Origin of the sequence: Kribbella sp. C-35 (assembly GCF_046549195.1) — a bacterium.
GTDB lineage: Bacteria > Actinomycetota > Actinomycetes > Propionibacteriales > Kribbellaceae > Kribbella.
The window spans coordinates 461,246-478,622 of sequence record NZ_JAJPWG010000004.1 but is presented as its reverse complement, the minus strand read 5'-3'; the positions used below and the strand labels follow the sequence as shown (position 1 = coordinate 478,622).

Genomic DNA, 17,377 nt, shown 5'->3' with positions numbered 1-17,377 from the left:
AAGGGCAGGGCCTGCTAGCGGCGCGCCATCCGGCCCATGATGTGGACGACCTGGCGGCGCGGGAGCAGCCTGCTTGCGAGGGCGACGGGGCGGCCGTTGGTGATCACCGAGGGCGGTGCGGAACGGCGGTCCAAGGTTGCGAGGGCTGTCTTGACGACGGCCTCAGGGGTGAGTCGTTTCGCGCCGTAGTCGGCTGTCTGGCTACCGGCGGCGTCGAAGAACTCGGTGTCCATCGCACCGGGGCAGACGGCGAGGACGCGCAGCCCGGTGCTGCGCGACTCCTCCCACAGGCCTTCGGTGAAGCTGAGCACGAATGCCTTGGTGGCGCCGTACACGCTCATGTAGGGCGTCGGCTGAAAACCGAGCAGGCTCGCGACGTTGATCAGTACGCCGTTGCCGGCCGATGTCAACGGATCGATGTAGGCCCGGCTCAGGTCGACCAGTGCGCCGACGTTGAGCGCGATCATGCTCTGCAGGCGCTCTGCGTCCTCGTCCTTGAAGGCATCGTGGGTGCCGAAGCCGGCGTTGTTCACCAGGCTCGTCGCATGGATGCCGCGGGATTCGAGTTCGGCTCGGAGGGCCCGTCCGGCGTCGGGCTGACCGAGGTCGCGGGCAATGACGGTCACCGTGATGCCGTGGGCGCGGGTGAGTTCGTCGGCCAGGCTCTCGAGCCGGTCCGCTCGGCGAGCGACGAGCACGAGGTTGGACCCACGAGCGGCGAGCTGGCGTGCGAACTCGGCGCCGAGGCCGGCGCTCGCTCCGGTGACGATGGTGGTCTGTTTGCGGTAATCAATCTTGGTCATGTCATACACTCTAGGCACGATGATGCACGGAGTGCAAATTGATACATCGAATGAATCGACGTACCATCGGTGCATGACGCAGAAACAGACCCCTCTTCGTGAGCAGACCCGCTCCGTGGTCCGCTCTCTCCTCGCCCGGACCGCGGTCGACCTGTTCGCTGCCAAGGGGTACGACGACACGACGCTCGACGAGGTCGCCGCGGCAGCGGGTGTCTCCCGGCGGACCTTGTTCAACTACTTCCGCAACAAGGAAGACCTCGCACTCAGCGGCCTGTCCGAACAGGGCGAACTGATCGCCGCCCGCTTCGCCGAGCGCCCGGCTGACGAGGACCCGTGGACCTCGCTGCGCGCGGCATTCCAGGTCCTCGGCGAGATCGACATGAGTGCCGAGCGCCAGCTCGAGATGGTCACGCTGCTGTTCGGCAATGAGAGCCTCCGCGCCGGCCATGCCGAGAAACAGGCTCGGTGGCAAGACCTGCTCTCACCATTGATCGAGCCGCGACTGCCCGACTCCGAGCATCGCGCCCTCGAGGCGCGCGCGATTGCGGCCACGGCGATCACCTGCCTGCAGGCAGCAACAGAAGAGTGGATGCGCCTGGGCGGAAAGCCCGACCAGTTCGACCTCTACGACACCGCCGTACGAGCGATCCGCGGTCCAGCCTCACAACCAGAGAAGAAGATGACATGACCGATCGCCTCCCCGCCGTCGATCTGCCGAACATGGTCGCCGCACTCCGCTCCGAACGTACCGAGATGCTCGACTTCACGCGCAGCCTCACCGAGGGCGAATGGAGGGCACCCAGTGTCGCGGCCGGATGGAGCATCGCCGACATAGTCGGCCATATCGCCGCGACAGCTCACAACTTCTATGCACCATCTCTGGAGAGCTTGCGAACCAAGGATCTCGAGGCCTCGAACGAGGGCCCCGTTGAACGACGCCGCAGCTGGACCCGTGAGCGGGTGATGACGGACTACGAGAAGTCGAGTCGACGAGCGATCTCGCTCGTCAACGCGATCAGACGATCACCTGCGGTGCGACTGCGCTTCTCCCTCGCGGAACTGGGACGTTATCCCATCGGCCTCATGATTGGTGGAGCGCTGGTGTTCGACCACCACACGCACCTGCGCCACGACATGGCCCCGGCACTGGGCCGGCCGGTGCCAGCCAGCGACGCCGACCGGATGCGGGCTGTGCTGACCTGGATGACGGCGGTGCTGAGCAATCAAGTCGCCCAAGCGCCGGTCGACGGACTCGACGCCCGCATCGCCCTGACTCTCACCGGACCCGGCGGTGGAACGTGGTGGATCGACGAAGCCGGCGTCCTCACCCCATCCGACGGCAAGGTGGCCGCACACATCAGCGCCCCTGCGCTGACCTTCCCCGACTGGGGCACGCAGCGGTCGTCCTGGCGCGACAGCGACGTCACAGTCACCGGCGACGCCCAGCTCGCCGCCCGCTTCCTGGACGCCGTCAACGTCATCTGATCGGCAGGCCACGCGAAGCGCCCCCACAGCCAGCCCCGGAACGCACAGTGGGGGTGCGCGACGGACTGGCCTGATCGGCCGGCCACGAGCGCCCCAACCTAGGGACCGGCACCAGTCGCCGAACACCCACTTTACGGAGCACGTGCCGCGCACCAGCCGATCAACCACCCCTGCGCGACAATGCACGACACAAACTCAACCCAGATGAAAGGTCAATTCTGCGGGGGTGCTTCATGATTGGCTGGCCTGCGTTGCGGGTGTCGTGCCAGGCCAGCGTGCTGTTTGGCGCTTGCCTGTCGTGCGCGACGAGTGTTGCGGACGGTGGCGTCGTCCTGGCGGAGCCGACCGCGAACTCTGGGAGATGGTTCGATATGGGCAAGCCCAAGGTGCCAAGTGCCAGGCGAGATCGCGACTCAGGCATCGACCTGACAGCGCAGGAGGTGGCATCGCAGGCTGCGGGGCGGGCCTTGGCGGATTGGATCGCGGAGCATCCCGGCGAGCCCGGCGAGGGCGGCGTTCGAATTCTGAAGGACCGTACGACTGTGGTGGTGTACTGGAAAGGCGCTGTGCCCACCGGCCTGCAGAGCCTGGCCGCGGACCAGCCGGTTGCGGTGACCTTCAAGCCAGCTCCGTACTCGCGCGCCGAGTTGAATGCAGCGATGGATGCCGTGGTGGCAAACAACGCACCCGGCATCGTGACTGTCGTCGGGAGCGAGCCCGACTACTCGAGTATCAGCATCGCGCTGAGCTCCAAGGCACCAGCTAACGCCTTCGACCAGGTCAGATCGAAGGCAGCCACCGCGATCCCGATCACCCTCCGCGGCATCATCGACCCCAAACCACTCGGCTCCGCGGCGGACGAGGTCGACCACGGAAGCTGATTGGAACTGCCCTCGATACCCGCCGGCCGCTATCGCAAGCTTGCAGGGAGCTGCAGCACTCCAGGTCTACACATCCGGCCTATACCGGTCTACCGTCACGGTTGGGGGTGGGGTAGATGTCTAGAGCCAAGATATCTAAAGCGCTGTTGGTTTCTGCCATTGCGGGCGCCACGATCATCTGCGTGTCGACCGCCAATGCTGCGGCACCGGTAGCACAAGGGAAAGATCCGATAGCCCCAGTTGGTCCAATCGTCGCGGAGTTACCGCCCCAAGAGGTGGCGCCTCAGGCGGCTGGGCGTGCGTTGGCGGATTGGATCGCGGAGCATCCCGGCGAGCCCGGGAGGGCGGCGTTCGAATTCTGAAAGACCGTTCGACGGTACTGGTCTACTGGAAAGGCGCTGTGCCCGCCGGTCTACAGAGCCTGGCCGCGGACCAGCCAGTTCCGGTGACCTTCAAGCCAGCCCCATACTCACGCGCCGATCGCTGACCAGGAGGGGATCCAGGCCTTCCGGGACCCTGGACCGGGTTTCCGGCGGTGGGCCAGGAGTCCGGATTGGCTGCGCTCGATGCAGTGGCGTCTCCGCCTCGCGGCGTCCTGATCTTCGTTGTGGCGGCTGGTCACCATTGTGCTGCGCAGACAGACGCACGCCGGAGTGTGCGCCTGTCGTATTTCCGCGGGTCAGCGGGTCAGCGGGGGCACTTCCCAGGCGTCGTCGGGGGTGCGGAGGATGGCGGCGGCGCAGAAGGCGAAGCATGCAGACATCAGCAGCCAGGCGGCCATGTCGGCGACGGGGTTCTGCAGCACAACGAAAGCGACAACGTGCCCAGGCTGGGACAGGATCATCGCCAGCCATCCGGCGGCCGGGATGCTGCCGCGCAGCGCGAATCCCATCAGGATCGCCCCGATCACGTGCCCCGCCACGAACAGTCCGGTGCTGACGCCGGACAGCCCGGTCGACCACATCTTGTCGATCATGGACGCCGCCGCGTCGCGCTGTTCGGCGGGTAGCTCGGCACCGGCCAGGTACATGCTGTCCAAGCCGACCATCGCCGTGCCGCCCAGGTAGGCGAGCAGGTTCACGCTCAGCGCGACCGTGGTCAGCACCGGCCGGCGCCTGCGCGCGAGCCGGGCCGCCGCCAGGAACGCTGGAACCACGAAGACGTACCCCATGAAGCCAAGTAGGGCAAAGGTGAACTGCCGGCCGGGCTGCTGGGCAATCCGGTCCAGCGCCGCGCGGGTGTCGTCGTCATTGGTCTGGAACAGCCGGCCGATACCGACGAGTGTGGCTGGCATCAGCAGCACGACGGCCGCGGCGTATCGCTGGAACCTGCGGACGTCTCGACGCGACCGGACGGGTGCCTCAACGACAACATCGGTGGTGAGTGCGGACATGGTGATCTCATCTCGTTCTGACGGGGTGTTTGCATGCGGGGGAACCGGCAGCCGTTCCGGGCTTGGCGTCCGGGGTTCGGGGCAGCATCGAGGCGGGTGTGATCGGCCGACTGGCTGGGTCACCCGCCTGTCTGTGTTGGTAGTCGAGCGCGATGTGTGCGGGCGCCCACGGGTCATATTTGATCCGCAGGCGCTGTCCGGCGTGTGGCGCCGGACCGGTCAGCGAGTAGACCAGGTCGTTGTGGATTAGCGAGGTTCCGACCCGGTAGCGGACGAGCACGAACGTGTGATCGCGTGTACGCAACACCGAGATCACCTCGGCCACCGTGCGGAGCCAGTCAGTGGACTCGGGAGTCGCGTCCTGGTCGTAGTCGCTGGCTGCGCGCCTTCCGACCACGACCAGGACGCCTGCCAGAGCCAGTGCGACGATCGGCAGCACCAGGATTCCGAGCATCGGTCCGTGGCCCCCTTTCAGGTGTGGGGTGAATTCCGGGCCGGCGTCAGGCCGTTGCCAGGTGGCGGCGCCGGTACAGCCACACGCCACTGAGCGCGGCACCGGCCCCGCCCAGCGCGGACCCGCCGAATCGGGCGACGTTCACCCAGGTCTCCTCCGACGAGCCGGACACTGTCTCCGCCGGCGTGCGGGCCGCTTCGTACCGCGGGTCGTGGTTCGGGTAGTTGTATCCCGCCGGTCCCGGCCCCGGATCCTCGTTGGCCGGCACCTCACACTGGGGATGGTTCGCGTAGCATGGCGGGCTGGTGGCCTCGGATCCGGGATAGCCGGAGCCTTCGTCCGGCCAGTCGTTTGTCTCCACTGCGCTGGATCTGGGCTCCGGGTTTTTCAGCATCGCCGACGCTTCGGTCGCGGTAAGGCCGACGGCGCCCATCGCGAGTGCGGACAGTGCGAGCGCTGAGTACCTGCTTTTCATGATTCCTCCCAATGGCTTGTTCCGCTCTGCTGTCGATCGTCGGCTCCATACGGTCCCGTGGGCAGTGAGGCGTCTCCTCGCGATCGGGGCCTTTGCCCGGACGATCAGGGAGGTAAAACCCTGTCCACCGGGACTTCTCCGCGCGACCATGACAGGCATGAGGGACTGGCGGCGGTGGGCGACGTGCGGGCTGTTCGGCCTGGCGCTAGCGCTCGCCGCGGTCGCGGTGGGCGGCGCCGTGCTGACCGGGATGAGCGGCCGCGAGGCGCTCGAGTCGTACCTCATCACGAACACCGCGATCGGCCTGGCGGCGGCGCCGTGCGGACTGCTGATCGCCCGTGCCAGGCCGCGGAACCCGATCGGGTGGCTGTTCCTGGTGCTGGCGGTTGCGCCGCTGCTGACGGCAGCGATGGTGCCATTGCTCGGCCACGGGCCGATGACGGTACGGCGGCTGGTGGTGACGGTGTTCCAGCTCAGCTGGCCGTGGGGACTGTTCGTCGCGCTGCCGCTGGCACTGCAGGTGTTCCCGACCGGACGACCGCTGACCCGGCGGTGGCGGTGGCTGGTGTGGCTGACGCTGCTGGTGGCGCTGCTCCAGACGTGGGGCTCGGGACCGTCTCCGCGGCACGGCGCCACGGCGTACCTGGTGGGTCTGCCCGGATATGACACGGCCGAGCAGGTCGCCGGCTACCTGGGACCGGCGGTGATGTTCCTGTCCATCGTCAGCGTGGTGCTGCGGTACCTCCGCGGGGACGAGATCACCCGTCGGCAAGTGTTGTGGCTCCTACTATCGGTGCTGCTCGCCGTTGCGGTGAACCTGCCATGGACGTTCACGCTCCACTCGGGTTCGGAGCTCGTTTTCATCATCGCCTTCCCGCTCATCCCGGTCGCGGTGACGGTCGCGATCCTGCGGCACGGCCTGTTCGATATTCGGCTCGTCGTCTCCCGCACGTTGCTCTACATGTTGCTGACGGGCGCAGTGATTGGCGCGTACGTCGCGTTGGTGGCACTGCTCGACCGCGCCCTGCGCGGAGGTGGTGCGCCCGTGCTGGCCACGATCGCCGTCGCGCTCGCGTTCAACCCAATTCGGATCCGGCTTCAGAAGCTGGTCGATCGGGCGCTGTACGGCGTCGGGCACGACCCGGTCCGGGCGGTGTCGGCGGTCGGGCAGCGCCTGGCGGCCGAGGATCTCGGCGGGGTGCTGAGCGGGTTGCGGGATGCACTGCGGTTGCCGTACGCCGCGCTCGATGCCGGGCCGCAGCGGATCGTCACCAGCGGAGAGCCGACCGGCACGCAGCACGTGGTACCACTCATGCACCGCGGTGAGCGGATCGGCCAGCTCGTTACCGGCGCGCGCTGGGGCGAACGACGGTTGCCGGCCGCGGAACGGGCGGTGCTCGAGCTGCTGGCGAATCCGCTGGCGATCGCGTTGCACGCCACCGTGCTGTCCGAACAGTTGCAGGCGTCCCGGGCCCGACTCGTCACCGCGACCGCTGAGGAGCGGCGCCGGCTGCACCGCGAGCTGCACGACAGTCTCGGTCCCGTCCTGACTGGAGCAGCGCTCAAGGCGGACGGCACCGCGCTGGCGGCCCGGAGCGACGGCATACGCGCCGAACGCCTGGCGACGGAGCTCGCCGGCCAGCTCCGGCAGGCCATTGCGGACGTACGCCGGCTGGTGTACGGCCTGCGCCCTCCCGCCCTGGACGAGCTTGGGCTGGTGGCCGCACTGCGGCGACAGCAGGGTCAGCTCGGCGACCTCGCGCTCACCGTCGACGCCCCTGACGTACTGCCGGAGCTGCCCGCGGCCGTCGAGGTGGCGGTGTACCGGGTCGCGACCGAGGCGCTCACTAACGTCGTGCGGCACGCCGGCGCGCAGAAGGCCGTCCTGTCCCTGCACACGGACGGGACGCGGTTGCGGGTTTCCGTGACCGACGACGGCGGCTCGGCAGGCAGCTGGACGCCCGGGGTCGGGCTGCAGTCGATCCGCGAACGCGTGGCCGAGGTCGGCGGCCACTGTGAGGCAGGTCCAACCGGCCACGGCGGTCGGGTGCTGGCGGTACTGCCGCTGGGCGGTGTGCCGTGATCCGGATCGTCGTGGCGGACGACCATCCGATGGTGCGCGACGGACTGCGCACGCTATTCGACGCGTACGCCGACACCGAGTTGGTCGCCGAGGCCGGTACCGGCCGGGAGGCCATCCGCGCCGCCGTCACCGAATGCCCGGACGTGCTGATCATGGACCTCGGGATGCCCGACGTGGACGGCTTCGCCGCCACCGCCGAGATCGGCCAGGTGGCACCGGACGTCGCCGTGCTGGTGCTGACGATGAGCGATGACGACCGGACGGTGTTCGCGGCCATGCGGGCCGGTGCTCGCGGCTACCTGGTGAAGGGCGCCACCAAGGAGGAGATCATCCGCGCCGTGACCTCCGTCGCCGCCGGCGAGGCCATCTTCGGCCCGGACGTCGCCCGCCGAGTGCTGTCCTACTTCAGCGCTCCCCGCCCGGAGCACGAGCCGTTCCCGCAACTCACGCCCCGCGAGCGCGGCGTGCTCGATCTGCTCGCCCAAGGCCTGTCCAACACCGCCATCGCCACCCGGCTCGGCCTGTCCCTGAAGACCGTCAACAACAACACCTCGTCGATCTTCGCCAAGCTCCGGGTCGCTGGCCGCTCGGAGGCCATCATCCGCGCCCGCGAAGCCGGCCTCGGCCACCCGGACCCTCAGCCTCCACCGGGTTCGAGATCGTTCTGAGAGCAGTCGTTGCCCACGAACGACTGCGGTTCGGCGGCGATGCGACTACGGTTTGGGGCAACTGCTGCGGGTCGGCGTCGACGACCTCCCGAGCGAGTTGACCACTCAGGATCGGGCCGTCCCCGCACACCAGACAGGCCACGATGAACACGGTGTGCGGCTGGCAGTGGCCGCAGTGCCGAGTTTCGGCCACCCGGCCCGGCGCTTGACCGATCGACCACCAGACGGTCAGCAACTCCTCCCGCATCCGCGCGGCCGCGGCCTCATCGCTGGGAACGGCGCCGCAGGTCGGGCAGACGGTGCGCTGCCGCCCGACCCGCGACGGGCGAGCGCGGTGCCGAGTGATCAGGCCTGATCCTTCCCATCGGTGAGCTGACGGGCAGTCGCGCTGGTACGCAGTTCGCGCAGGTCGGGAATGTGGTTGTAGAGCGTGCCGGGACTGACGCCGAGCAGTTTCGCGATCGAAGTCATGCTGCGGGCGGGATTCGGCAGCAGATCACGTGGCAGCAATGATCTCGGCGTTGACCACGGTGGGGCGCCCGCCGACCCGGCCGCGGGCGCGGGCGGCGGCAAGACCTTCATGGGTGCCGGCCACGATCAGCTCGCGGATGAACTCGGCGAGCGCGGCGAACACGTGGAACACCAGCCGGCCGCCGGGTGTGGTGGTGTCGAGGTTCTCGTGCAGCGAGGTGAACCCGACGCCGCGGGCGCGCAGGTCGGCCACGGTGGTGATCAGGTCCTGCAGGGACCGCGAGAGCCGGTCGAGTGCCGGTACGACGAGGGTGTCGCCCGGGCGCATGAACTCCAGCGCGGCCGCCAGCTCGGGGCGTTCGGTGTTGCGGCCGGACTTCTTCTCGGCGAAGATCCGCCGGCACCCGGCGGCTTTGAGGGCGTCGACCACGATCACGTCGACCGGCGTGTGGTCCATCTGCACCTGCTGCATCAGTTGGGTCACCTCCGGCGGCACGCCGCCCGCCGGCCGCTTCGCCCGAGCCGCATCGTGCCCCTCCCGCGCCAGGGTCGCCCTCGCCGGGTCCAGCTGGGCGATCCGGCGCAACACGGTGCCGCGCGACGGCACCTGCAGACCCCGCACCCTGCACAACCGGGCGATCTCCCGGCACACCGCCGCCACAGAGCGCCGCTGCCGGGTCAGGTACCGAGCCTGCAGAACCTGCCGGACGATCGCCTCGACCTCATCAGGCAGCCGGCTCCCACCGCGGCCGCCGCTGGACCGGCCCGGCAACAGATCCGACACCACACCACCGCCCGCACGCCACCGCCTCAGCAGGACGTAGACCTGGCGCCGCGACAGCCCGAGCTCGTCAGCCGCCGCGTCCACAGAGGTCACACCAACCGCGGCCAACGCCGCGAGCCGGCTGATCACCGCGGCCTGCCGTACCGCGGCCTCCCACAGCTGATCCGACGCCGTCAGTACACCGCGTTCCGATACCTCGTCCTGTCCCAAGCTGCGTCTCCAAGCTCGCGAAACCACCGAGCTCGCGACGCTAGTGCAGACGACTCCGGGACACCGCAATGACTGGCACTCGCCTGCAAACCCGTCACTTCGGAGCGCTGAATCTGTGCAGACGACTTCGGACATCGACATCGGTGCCGGGCAGTGTCACGTGGGCTCTCCTGGTGTCGGGTCGCCCGGCGCGGTCGGCTGAGCGCCGGCGGCGGTACGGCGGTTGCCGGGGTCGAACCGCATGAGCGAGGCGCGGATCTGGTCGGCGTACGGGCGGTCCATCCAGGGGATCGCCTGGACTAGCGTCGCACGCGACCCGGACGAGAAGACGATCGCGCGACCGGCAGGTCTCTGCCATGGCGTCGAGGCGAGCAGAGCGGCAATCGACCGTTCCAATGCACAGTCCCCAGCGAGGTGTACAGCCTGAGGATCTTGAGTCGGTCACCCGGAAGTCGCCGCCGGGTCAGGCGTTGATGCCCGTACTCCGTGGTTGTCATCAGGAAGACAGAGAAAGCTTGCCTGCGGCATCCGTTGATGGGCTGTGGTTCAGCTCTGGTAGGTACGGCGGATAGGCCGTCGGTATGCGCCTGCGAAGGGTGCGCGTCGAACCACGCTACTCAGTGCTGCGACGGAAGGTGCGACTGTGAATGACAGCGAATCCGCGAGTGATGATGCTCGTCGGCGAGTCGTCTGGCTTGTCACGCGGGCCGAGGCGGCTGTCGAAGTCCTGGAGGCGACTGCCTCTGATGGGCGATGGGCGATGACGGCGTTCAGTCGGTATCGGCTGTGCGAGTTGCTCGACATCACCCCGTACAACCCATGCGCCGGCAGCCCCGCCGAGGATCCGGCTGCGCTGCTCGACGAGGCGGTGCAGGCGGCGGAGCAGATCGTCGTACCCATCGACGAGCTGAGCTGGCACTTGGCGCTCGGAGAAGCACTACGCACAGCGGCGGCCGACATCCGGATGGTCCGGGACCACGGCTGAATCGCGACCACTTTACGACCACAAAATGACCAACTTGCCCCGTCGTCAGTCAACTGCACCCAACGGCTGAATCGCTGTGCGGCAAGGGATCCGGCGATACCCAACAACCGTCAACTAGGTCCGTTCGAAAGACGCGGGTGCGATTCCTGCCACCTCCACCCCTCGAGAAGTGCCTGGTCAGAGCAACATCGACCAGGCACTTCGTCGTTTCACGACCACTCAGGACACTAGGCCGACGGGGTGCGGAGGAAGGTGAGGAACGTCTGGCGGAACGGGGACGGGCTCTGGCCGCCGGGGGCATAGAGGACTTCCTGGGCGTGGCCGGAGCCCGCGGGCAGGACCAGCAGGCGGGATCGCTTGGTGGCCTTGCTGATCGACGTGACCTCCGGGACGGTGGACGCGGTGTCGTCCCGGGCGAGGACGTACAGGACGGGCTGGCGGATGGTTCGGGCGACCGACGTGGCGCTCGCGTCCGAGGCGTCGGCGGTGCCGAGAGGTGTCGACAGACCGGCGGTGGACAGGGAGACGGCGGCGGTGATGCCGGAGTTGGGTCGGGCCGCGGCGACGAGCGGGATGGAACCGCCCGCGGAGGCACCGACGACCACGACCTGGGTGGCTCCGCGCGCACGAAGGTCGGCGACCACCGCGAGCAGGTCCTCGACCGGCCGGACCTCATTGACACACGTACTCGCGCCGACACACGTCTGGTCGTAGCCGACGACGTTCAGCCCGGCCTTGGCCAGCCAGCCGATCTCGCCGGCTCAGTTGCAGATACCCCGCGATCCCGAGCCATGGACGAGCACGACGCCCAGCCGTCCGCCGCCCGCGCCGGCCGAGTACAGCTGTACGTCGCTGCTCACCTTCACCACCCGTGGAGTCGCGGCGGCCTGCTGATCCGCCATACCGCACCGCTCAGCCAACGCGGTCAGCTCGACCGAGGGCGACGGCGACGGGGAGGGGGACTGGGACGGCTGACTTGGCGACGGCGGCCCGGCGGACTCCGGGGCGGACGGCTCCGAGCATCCGGCGAGCACCAGACCCGCGCACACCAAGACCGCTCCGAGTGGACGCACGATGACAAATCCTTCCGGTCGCCGGTCGGTGGATCATACGACGGTGGGCGACGGCGCGATCCCGCTCGTGCCAGAACGTTCATCGGTCTGCCAGGGCAGTCATTCCACCGGTGCAGGCGGCGCTGCCAAAGTGATCATCACTGAACCTGTTGGCGAGCGAAACGGGAGCACCGTGATCACGATCGACGTTGGAGAATCCGACCGGGAAGCCGGAGGGCTGGCGCCGGAGAAGTTGCAGGCCGCACTGGATGCGCTGCGGACCGATGGCCTGGTGGTCCTGGCCGACGTGGTCGACCTCGAGCACCTCGACGCGCTCCATGAACGCATGATCAGCGATCTGGCGCTGCTCCAGGCTCGGCCCGATGCGCCGTACAACTGGACGGCGGGCAACATCCAGCAGGATCCGCCGCCGTTCGAGCCGTACCTGTTCGAGGACGTGCTGCTGAATCCGCAGGTGATCGCGGTGACCTCGGCGGTCCTCGGGCCGGGCCTGCGCAACGTCATGTACAGCGGGAACACGTCGCTGCCCAGCGACACTCGGCAGCCGGTGCATGCCGACATGGGCCACCTGTGGCCGGCCGACGCCCTGGAGGCCGCGCATCCGCCGGCCCAACTGGTCGTGAACGTGCCCACCGTCGACGTCTCGGCCGAGAACGGCGCCACCGAGATCTGGCTCGGAACCCACCGGGACCTCACAGTCGGTGTCGGTGGTGACATCGAGGTGCCGCTGGACGCGCTGGAGGCCCGGCGCAGGATCGTGGCGCCGATCCAGCCGACCCTCCGGCGCGGCAGCGTGCTGATCCGCGACGTCCGGCTGTGGCACGCGGGGATGCCGAACCACACCGACCGGCCGCGGCCGATGATCGCCATGGTGCACGTCAGCCACTGGCTCGAGGTCGGGACCCCGCTGGAGTTCCCGGCCAGCAGCAAGTCGTTCTTCGAGCATCCCGTGCTGACCACGGCCGCGCGCTTCACCGAGCAGCCGTCAGATCACATCTATCGGACTCAAGGCTTCGGGATGGTCGAGGCCTAGCGGGCCACGGCTGCGGCGAAGTTCGCCGCAGCCTCCGGCCGCTCCGGAACCCGCGGGAGTTCATTGCGACGGGCCAGGTCGCCGAGCCAGGCCAGGCTCGGCTTGGGCGTCCGGACGAAGGTCTCGCGGTCGACGGCGATCAGCCCGAAGGTCGGCTCGTACGATCCCCACTCGTAGTTGTCCAGCAGCGACCAGTGCAGGTAGCCGCGCACGTCGCAGCCGTCGTCGATCGCCTCCGCGAGGCCGCTCAATGCCCCCATCGTGTAGGCGATCCGCCGCGCGTCGTCGGCGGTGGCCATGCCGTTCTCGGTGACCATCATCGGTACGCCGCCGGTGACGTCGCGGGTATGGCGGAGCGCCTGGCCGAGCGCCTCCGGGTAGTACTCCCAGCCGGTGAGAGTGCGTTCGACGCCCTCGGCGAACGGCACCGGCCCGTCCGGCCCGATGATCGTGCGCAGGTAGGACTGCACGCCGACGAAGTCGTCGTCGCGGCTCTGCTCGAGGAAGAAGTCCTCGCGCCAGTACCCCCACTCGTCGCGATCCTTCTCGTGGCCGGGGACCGCTTGGTAGACCTGGTTGGCGATCGACCAGCCGGCCTGGACATGGCCGAGGCCGCGCAGTACCTCGACCGAGGCGTGATGCGCCTCGGCGATCACCTGGGCAGCGTGCGGCGACGGCCCGGGGAAGTTCACCCCGACCTCGGTGTCGATCCGCGCCTCGGCCTGGTTGACCATCATGTTCGGCTCGTTGATGGTCAGCACCCAGGTGACGTCGCCGAGGATCCGGGTCGCGGTCTCGGTGAAGAACCGGAACCGGTCGACGGCATCGGCGGCGTACCAGCCACCTTCCTGGTGCTGCCAGAGCGGCACCGTGAAGTGCTGGAGCGTCACGATCGGCTCGACGCCGGCTGATCGGCAACTGTCGATCATCCGCCGGTAGTGGTCGAGTTGCGCCCGGGACACCTCACCCTTGGCCGGCTCGATGCGGGACCATTCGAGCGAGAACCGGTACGCGTTCAGGCCGGCCTTCGCCAGCAGGGCGATGTCCTCGCCGTACCGGTGGTAGGAGTCGCAGGCGTCACCCGACGGCTCCTTGGCCCAGGTGTCCGGGGCGTGCTCCAGCACCCAGTGGCCGGTGTTGGTGTTGCCGCCCTCGGTCTGGTGACCGGCGGTCGCGGCACCCCAGATGAAGTTCTGCGGCGCAGGAGTCGAGGAAGTCATAAAGGTCCTTTCGGCGAGGGCTCAGAACCGCAGCAGTGCATGGCCGCGGGCGGGGAAGGTGGTCGGTGGCTGCACCTGCTGTCCGTCGACGCTGATCGACGCCCTGATCGGGTACGGCGCTACGTTGACGGCGATCAGCAGGTTGCCGTGCTCCGACGTCACCGGCACCGTCACCAGACCGTTGCGGTCGGCATCGATCCCGATCCGCGGCCGGACGCCGAGCCTCGAGAACAACGCGTGCCAGTGGTCGAGGTGGGCGGCCGGGAGGTCGCAGCCGACGAAGATCATCGAGCCCGCGCCCAGGTGCGCCTGGATCGCGCACGGCAGCCCGGACCCGACTTCGCGGAGCAGCACCTCGGCGTCGGCGGGCGCCTGCAGCAACTGCGCCGTACTGACTCGCAGGTCGGCGTCGAGCGGGAAGCTGACGGATCCGGTCACCGTCGGCCAGTACGGCCCGGACTCGTCGCGCCGGTCGATGTGCAGACCGGCCGACGACAGATCGAAGGCATCGGCCAGGACCGTGCACGGCGTACCGTCATGATCGCGGTCCGGCAACCGCCCGGTCAGCAGCAGGTTGCCGCCGTTGCGTACGTGATCGGTGAGCCATCGCTGGACCTTCGCCCCCAGCGTGCGCGGGGTGGCGAGCACGATCGTTCGCGGTGCCTCGGGCGCGGTCGTACCGGCTGCCCAGGCCGACTCCGGATCGGCGAGCGCCTGCAGGTCGACGGCATCGACGTGATAGCCGCCGAGCACGATCGCCCGGCCGAGCGCGTCCCGGGCGCCGAAGCCGCGATGGCGTTCGACGTCGGCGACCTGCTCGCGGCGGGCCGTGGCCGTGGGGTGGGCGTACTCGGTGAGGTAGTGATCGGCGACGAAACCGAAGCCGACGTCGTCGGTCAGTTGCCGTCCGGTGGCGAGGATCGGCTGGTGGGCCCGAACCTCCTCGAGCACGTTCGCCAGGGCGTCGAGCGCTGGCGTCGTACGTCCCTCCGGATCGATCGGCGCCGCGAAACCATGACGCTCACCGGTGAAGGCGATCCGCGGGATGCCGTCGTTGTGAGAGCCCTCGAGGACCGGATTGCGGCCACCGGTCAGCAGGTAGTAGTTGATCAGCCGATTGCCCTGGCCGAGCGTCAGCAGTGTCTTGTGTACGCCGGACTCCGGTGAACTGAGTGCATCCAGGTTGTCGCCGTAGTCACCGGTCCCGACCTCGAACTCCAACGAGGACGCGGGCTGGTCCGGCCCGTTGACACACGCCAGAATCGCGTTGCACAGATAGAGATCGGCGACATTCTGGACGGTCAGCTCGCCCAGATAGTAGTCGGAGCCGGCCAGCAGTCCGTCGCGTCCCCGGTAGGCCGGGGCGAGCTGACTGATCCCGATCGGGAACGTCGTACCGCGCCCGCTGCCGGTGCCGTGCACGTTGATCAGCAACGGGACCGCGATGCCCCGGTCACGGGCGAAGGACTCGAGGCGCCGCAGGTAGCTCGCGAAGTCGTCCCGCGCCCAGAGCCCGAGCTCGTGGTGCAAGGCCAGTGTCCGTGCGGGATCGCCACCGGCCCGGACGGCCGCCGCGAGCTGTTCAGGACCATCGTTCAGATGCGGCGTGTTCGACACCCAGGCGAGCATGCCGACCTCGTTGTCCAACTGGACGCCGACGATCGGTCCGTCCGGCGCCTGCCGCGGCGCCAGTACCTCGAAGACGGCGCCGAGCCAGCGCTCGGCCTCGGTCAGGAAGCCGGGGTGGTGATAGTCGAGGTCCTCGGTGCTGGCGATCTTGCCGTCCCAGCCGGTCGGCCGGGCGTCCGGATACTCGCGATAGATCCGGTCCGGAATGCCCTCGTTCTTCAGTTCGGCCATCACGAACGGACCGGGCCGGGCGAGAAACCGCAGGCCGAGGGAGTCGCAGAGGTCGATGAAGGCCGGGAGGTCCCGTTCTGGGCAGGTCTGCCCGGTGAGGTCGAGGTCCCCGTTCGGCAATTCGTGCCAGATCCAGGGGATGTAGCTGGCGATGGTGTCCAGTCCCGCGTCCCTGGCCTGGGTGAGCCGATCGACCCACTCGTCGCGTCGCAGGCGGAAGTAGTGCACCTCGCCGGACAGCAGCAAGGTGGGCGTCCCGTCGACCTCGATCCGGCCGGATCGCAACGCGATCTGCCCGCGGTGCGGGTGGTCGCCGGGGCGTGTGTCGCTCGCGGCTGCTGGGCTCATGAGGCTCCTTCAACGGCGCGGTGACGCTCCGGTCGGGTCTGGCAACGAGCTCTGGCGGTTGGAATTGTAACCGGTTACACTCCCAAACCGGCAAGCCCTTACCCGGTCCGGAAAGGAGGCGCGACGGTGAACGACGACCGTATGAGCGTGCGCGAGATCGCCAAGCTGGCGGGCGTTTCCATCGCCACCGTGTCGCGGGTCTACCGTGGCGTCGGCAGCGTTTCACCCACGACCCGGGCCAAGGTGCAGGCCGCGATCGAGCAGTACGGCTACCGGCCCAGCCACCTCGGGGAGGCGCTGGCCAACCGGCGCCACGGGGCCTTGGCGGTGGTGTTCCCGGGCCTGTCCGGGCCGTACTTCGCCGAGTTGATCAACGGCGTCGAGAGCGTCGCCGTACCGCGCCAGGTCAGCGTTCATGTCATCGGCACCCACCTCCGGCGCGAAGCGCCTGACGAACTGCTCGATGTCGCCCGGCGCGTCGACGGGATGGCCATCCACGGCGGTACCGTCCCGAAGGCGGTGATCAAGGAACTGGCGGCCCGTCATCCGGTGGTGATGATCGGTCCGGATCCGCATCCGGCGCCGGTCGTCGTACGGACGGATCATCAGGCGTTCCGTGAGCTGGTGAGCCATCTGCTGGCTGATCACGGTCTGCGCAAGCTGATCTTCGTCGGCAACCCGGAAGGCTCGCCGGACCTGACCGAGCGCTGGGACGCGTTCGTGGCCGCGCATGCGGAGCTCGGGCTCCGGCCGGGGAAGCAGTTCCGGACCGGCCTCGAGCAGACCCACGGCGTGCAGGCCGCCGACGAGGTGCTGGCCGGCGGGTACGACGGTGCCGTGTGCGGGAACGACGAAACGGCACTCGGTCTGATGATGGCCGTTCTGGGACGCGGCCTGCGGGTGCCCGGCGATCTGGTGATCACCGGCGTCGACGACGTCCCGATGAGTTCGTTGGTGAGTCCCGGTCTCACCACAGTTGCCCGGCCGCTGGCCGAGCTCGGAGCGACAGCGACCCGGCTGCTGCTCGACCTGATCAACGGTGCGGACGTCGCGCCCGAGACCGTCCTTCCGTCGCGGCTGGTCCGGAGAGCCAGCTGCGGCTGCCAGGACTGAATCGAAACAACTTCCAGTACAGCATCCGAACCAGGTAG

The 17,377-nt window shown here is 68.6% G+C and carries 19 protein-coding genes; 8 read left to right on the top strand and 11 right to left on the bottom strand.

Going from position 1 to position 17,377, the window contains the following annotated elements; translation table 11 throughout:
• Positions 1-14: 14 nt before the first annotated feature.
• Positions 15-803 carry an SDR family NAD(P)-dependent oxidoreductase gene (locus ACLJOO_RS28160; RefSeq protein WP_410790416.1) on the bottom strand — a complete coding sequence of 263 codons (789 nt, stop codon included), beginning with the start codon at positions 801-803 and terminating at the stop codon, positions 15-17.
• Positions 804-876: 73 nt separating this feature from the next.
• Between ACLJOO_RS28160 and ACLJOO_RS28155 the strand changes: the two genes are divergently transcribed.
• The 3 genes from ACLJOO_RS28155 to ACLJOO_RS28145 all read left to right on the top strand — a co-directional run bounded on the left by ACLJOO_RS28155 (position 877) and on the right by ACLJOO_RS28145 (position 3,169).
• The gene (locus tag ACLJOO_RS28155; protein ID WP_410790415.1) at positions 877-1,491 is read left to right on the top strand and encodes a TetR/AcrR family transcriptional regulator; all 615 of its coding nucleotides are present in this window, start codon (positions 877-879) and stop codon (positions 1,489-1,491) included.
• Entirely contained in the window at positions 1,488-2,288 is an 801-nt protein-coding gene (locus ACLJOO_RS28150; protein WP_410790414.1) for a maleylpyruvate isomerase N-terminal domain-containing protein, read from the top strand. Before ACLJOO_RS28155 ends, ACLJOO_RS28150 begins: the two co-directional genes overlap by 4 nt.
• 440 nt (positions 2,289-2,728) lie before the next feature.
• Positions 2,729-3,169 carry a hypothetical protein gene (locus tag ACLJOO_RS28145; RefSeq protein ID WP_410790413.1) on the top strand — a complete coding sequence of 147 codons (441 nt, stop codon included), beginning with the start codon at positions 2,729-2,731 and terminating at the stop codon, positions 3,167-3,169.
• A gap of 679 nt (positions 3,170-3,848) precedes the next feature.
• Here ACLJOO_RS28145 and ACLJOO_RS28140 read toward each other — a convergent pair.
• From ACLJOO_RS28140 to ACLJOO_RS28130, 3 genes are read right to left on the bottom strand one after another with little or no spacing between them, the layout of a single operon-like run.
• The gene (locus tag ACLJOO_RS28140; RefSeq protein WP_410790412.1) at positions 3,849-4,562 is read right to left on the bottom strand and encodes a hypothetical protein; all 714 of its coding nucleotides are present in this window, start codon (positions 4,560-4,562) and stop codon (positions 3,849-3,851) included.
• 7 nt (positions 4,563-4,569) lie between these two features.
• Positions 4,570-5,016, bottom strand: coding sequence for a hypothetical protein (locus ACLJOO_RS28135; RefSeq protein WP_410790411.1), 447 nt, complete (start codon positions 5,014-5,016; stop codon positions 4,570-4,572).
• Positions 5,017-5,062: 46 nt separating this feature from the next.
• Positions 5,063-5,491 carry a hypothetical protein gene (locus tag ACLJOO_RS28130; protein ID WP_410790410.1) on the bottom strand — a complete coding sequence of 143 codons (429 nt, stop codon included), beginning with the start codon at positions 5,489-5,491 and terminating at the stop codon, positions 5,063-5,065.
• A gap of 157 nt (positions 5,492-5,648) precedes the next feature.
• Between ACLJOO_RS28130 and ACLJOO_RS28125 the strand changes: the two genes are divergently transcribed.
• Complete coding sequence (locus ACLJOO_RS28125; protein ID WP_410790409.1) at positions 5,649-7,574, top strand: histidine kinase; 1,926 nt, start codon at positions 5,649-5,651, stop codon at positions 7,572-7,574.
• Positions 7,571-8,242, top strand: a complete 672-nt coding sequence (locus ACLJOO_RS28120; protein WP_410790408.1) for a response regulator — start codon at positions 7,571-7,573, stop codon at positions 8,240-8,242. Before ACLJOO_RS28125 ends, ACLJOO_RS28120 begins: the two co-directional genes overlap by 4 nt.
• Before the next feature lie 345 nt (positions 8,243-8,587).
• Here the strand turns inward: ACLJOO_RS28120 and ACLJOO_RS28115 are convergent, their stop codons facing one another.
• The 3 genes from ACLJOO_RS28115 to ACLJOO_RS28105 form a co-directional block, all read right to left on the bottom strand.
• Complete coding sequence (locus ACLJOO_RS28115) at positions 8,588-8,713, bottom strand: hypothetical protein (protein WP_410790407.1); 126 nt, start codon at positions 8,711-8,713, stop codon at positions 8,588-8,590.
• 25 nt (positions 8,714-8,738) lie between these two features.
• A complete protein-coding gene (locus tag ACLJOO_RS28110) occupies positions 8,739-9,707 on the bottom strand; it encodes a recombinase family protein (protein WP_410790406.1) in 969 nt (322 codons plus the stop codon).
• Positions 9,708-9,863: 156 nt separating this feature from the next.
• The gene (locus ACLJOO_RS28105) at positions 9,864-10,103 is read right to left on the bottom strand and encodes a hypothetical protein (protein WP_410790405.1); all 240 of its coding nucleotides are present in this window, start codon (positions 10,101-10,103) and stop codon (positions 9,864-9,866) included.
• A 247-nt stretch (positions 10,104-10,350) separates the two neighbouring features.
• On the opposite strand from ACLJOO_RS28105, the gene ACLJOO_RS28100 reads away from it, so the two are divergent.
• On the top strand, positions 10,351-10,692 hold the full coding sequence (locus tag ACLJOO_RS28100) for a hypothetical protein (RefSeq protein WP_410790404.1): 342 nt from the start codon (positions 10,351-10,353) through the stop codon (positions 10,690-10,692).
• Between the two features lie 227 nt (positions 10,693-10,919).
• Here ACLJOO_RS28100 and ACLJOO_RS28095 read toward each other — a convergent pair whose 3' ends face one another.
• Together ACLJOO_RS28095 and ACLJOO_RS28090 are read right to left on the bottom strand one after the other, a co-directional pair.
• Entirely contained in the window at positions 10,920-11,336 is a 417-nt protein-coding gene (locus ACLJOO_RS28095; protein WP_410790403.1) for an alpha/beta hydrolase, read from the bottom strand.
• Positions 11,337-11,453: 117 nt separating this feature from the next.
• Complete coding sequence (locus ACLJOO_RS28090; RefSeq protein ID WP_410790402.1) at positions 11,454-11,765, bottom strand: hypothetical protein; 312 nt, start codon at positions 11,763-11,765, stop codon at positions 11,454-11,456.
• A gap of 172 nt (positions 11,766-11,937) precedes the next feature.
• Here ACLJOO_RS28090 and ACLJOO_RS28085 point away from each other — a divergent pair, with 172 nt between their 5' ends.
• Entirely contained in the window at positions 11,938-12,798 is an 861-nt protein-coding gene (locus ACLJOO_RS28085) for a phytanoyl-CoA dioxygenase family protein (protein ID WP_410790401.1), read from the top strand.
• Here ACLJOO_RS28085 and ACLJOO_RS28080 read toward each other — a convergent pair.
• Positions 12,795-14,018, bottom strand: a complete 1,224-nt coding sequence (locus tag ACLJOO_RS28080) for a glycoside hydrolase family 1 protein (RefSeq protein WP_410790400.1) — start codon at positions 14,016-14,018, stop codon at positions 12,795-12,797. The genes ACLJOO_RS28085 and ACLJOO_RS28080 overlap by 4 nt on opposite strands.
• A 21-nt stretch (positions 14,019-14,039) precedes the next feature.
• Positions 14,040-16,226, bottom strand: coding sequence for a beta-galactosidase (locus ACLJOO_RS28075; protein WP_410790399.1), 2,187 nt, complete (start codon positions 16,224-16,226; stop codon positions 14,040-14,042).
• A 126-nt stretch (positions 16,227-16,352) separates the two neighbouring features.
• On the opposite strand from ACLJOO_RS28075, the gene ACLJOO_RS28070 reads away from it, so the two are divergent.
• Positions 16,353-17,339, top strand: coding sequence for a LacI family DNA-binding transcriptional regulator (locus tag ACLJOO_RS28070; RefSeq protein ID WP_410790398.1), 987 nt, complete (start codon positions 16,353-16,355; stop codon positions 17,337-17,339).
• Positions 17,340-17,377: the final 38 nt, after the last annotated feature.

Excerpts from the sequence above, each read along its gene's own strand:
- ACLJOO_RS28160 (WP_410790416.1), bottom strand. The coding sequence starts at position 803 with ATGACCAAGATTGATTACCGCAAACAGACCACCATCGTCACCGGAGCG.
- ACLJOO_RS28155 (WP_410790415.1), top strand. The coding sequence starts at position 877 with ATGACGCAGAAACAGACCCCTCTTCGTGAGCAGACCCGCTCCGTGGTC.
- ACLJOO_RS28150 (WP_410790414.1), top strand. The coding sequence starts at position 1,488 with ATGACCGATCGCCTCCCCGCCGTCGATCTGCCGAACATGGTCGCCGCA.
- ACLJOO_RS28140 (WP_410790412.1), bottom strand. The coding sequence starts at position 4,562 with ATGTCCGCACTCACCACCGATGTTGTCGTTGAGGCACCCGTCCGGTCG.
- ACLJOO_RS28135 (WP_410790411.1), bottom strand. The coding sequence starts at position 5,016 with ATGCTCGGAATCCTGGTGCTGCCGATCGTCGCACTGGCTCTGGCAGGC.
- ACLJOO_RS28130 (WP_410790410.1), bottom strand. The coding sequence starts at position 5,491 with ATGAAAAGCAGGTACTCAGCGCTCGCACTGTCCGCACTCGCGATGGGC.
- ACLJOO_RS28125 (WP_410790409.1), top strand. The coding sequence starts at position 5,649 with ATGAGGGACTGGCGGCGGTGGGCGACGTGCGGGCTGTTCGGCCTGGCG.
- ACLJOO_RS28115 (WP_410790407.1), bottom strand. The coding sequence starts at position 8,713 with ATGACTTCGATCGCGAAACTGCTCGGCGTCAGTCCCGGCACGCTCTAC.
- ACLJOO_RS28080 (WP_410790400.1), bottom strand. The coding sequence starts at position 14,018 with ATGACTTCCTCGACTCCTGCGCCGCAGAACTTCATCTGGGGTGCCGCG.
- ACLJOO_RS28075 (WP_410790399.1), bottom strand. The coding sequence starts at position 16,226 with ATGAGCCCAGCAGCCGCGAGCGACACACGCCCCGGCGACCACCCGCAC.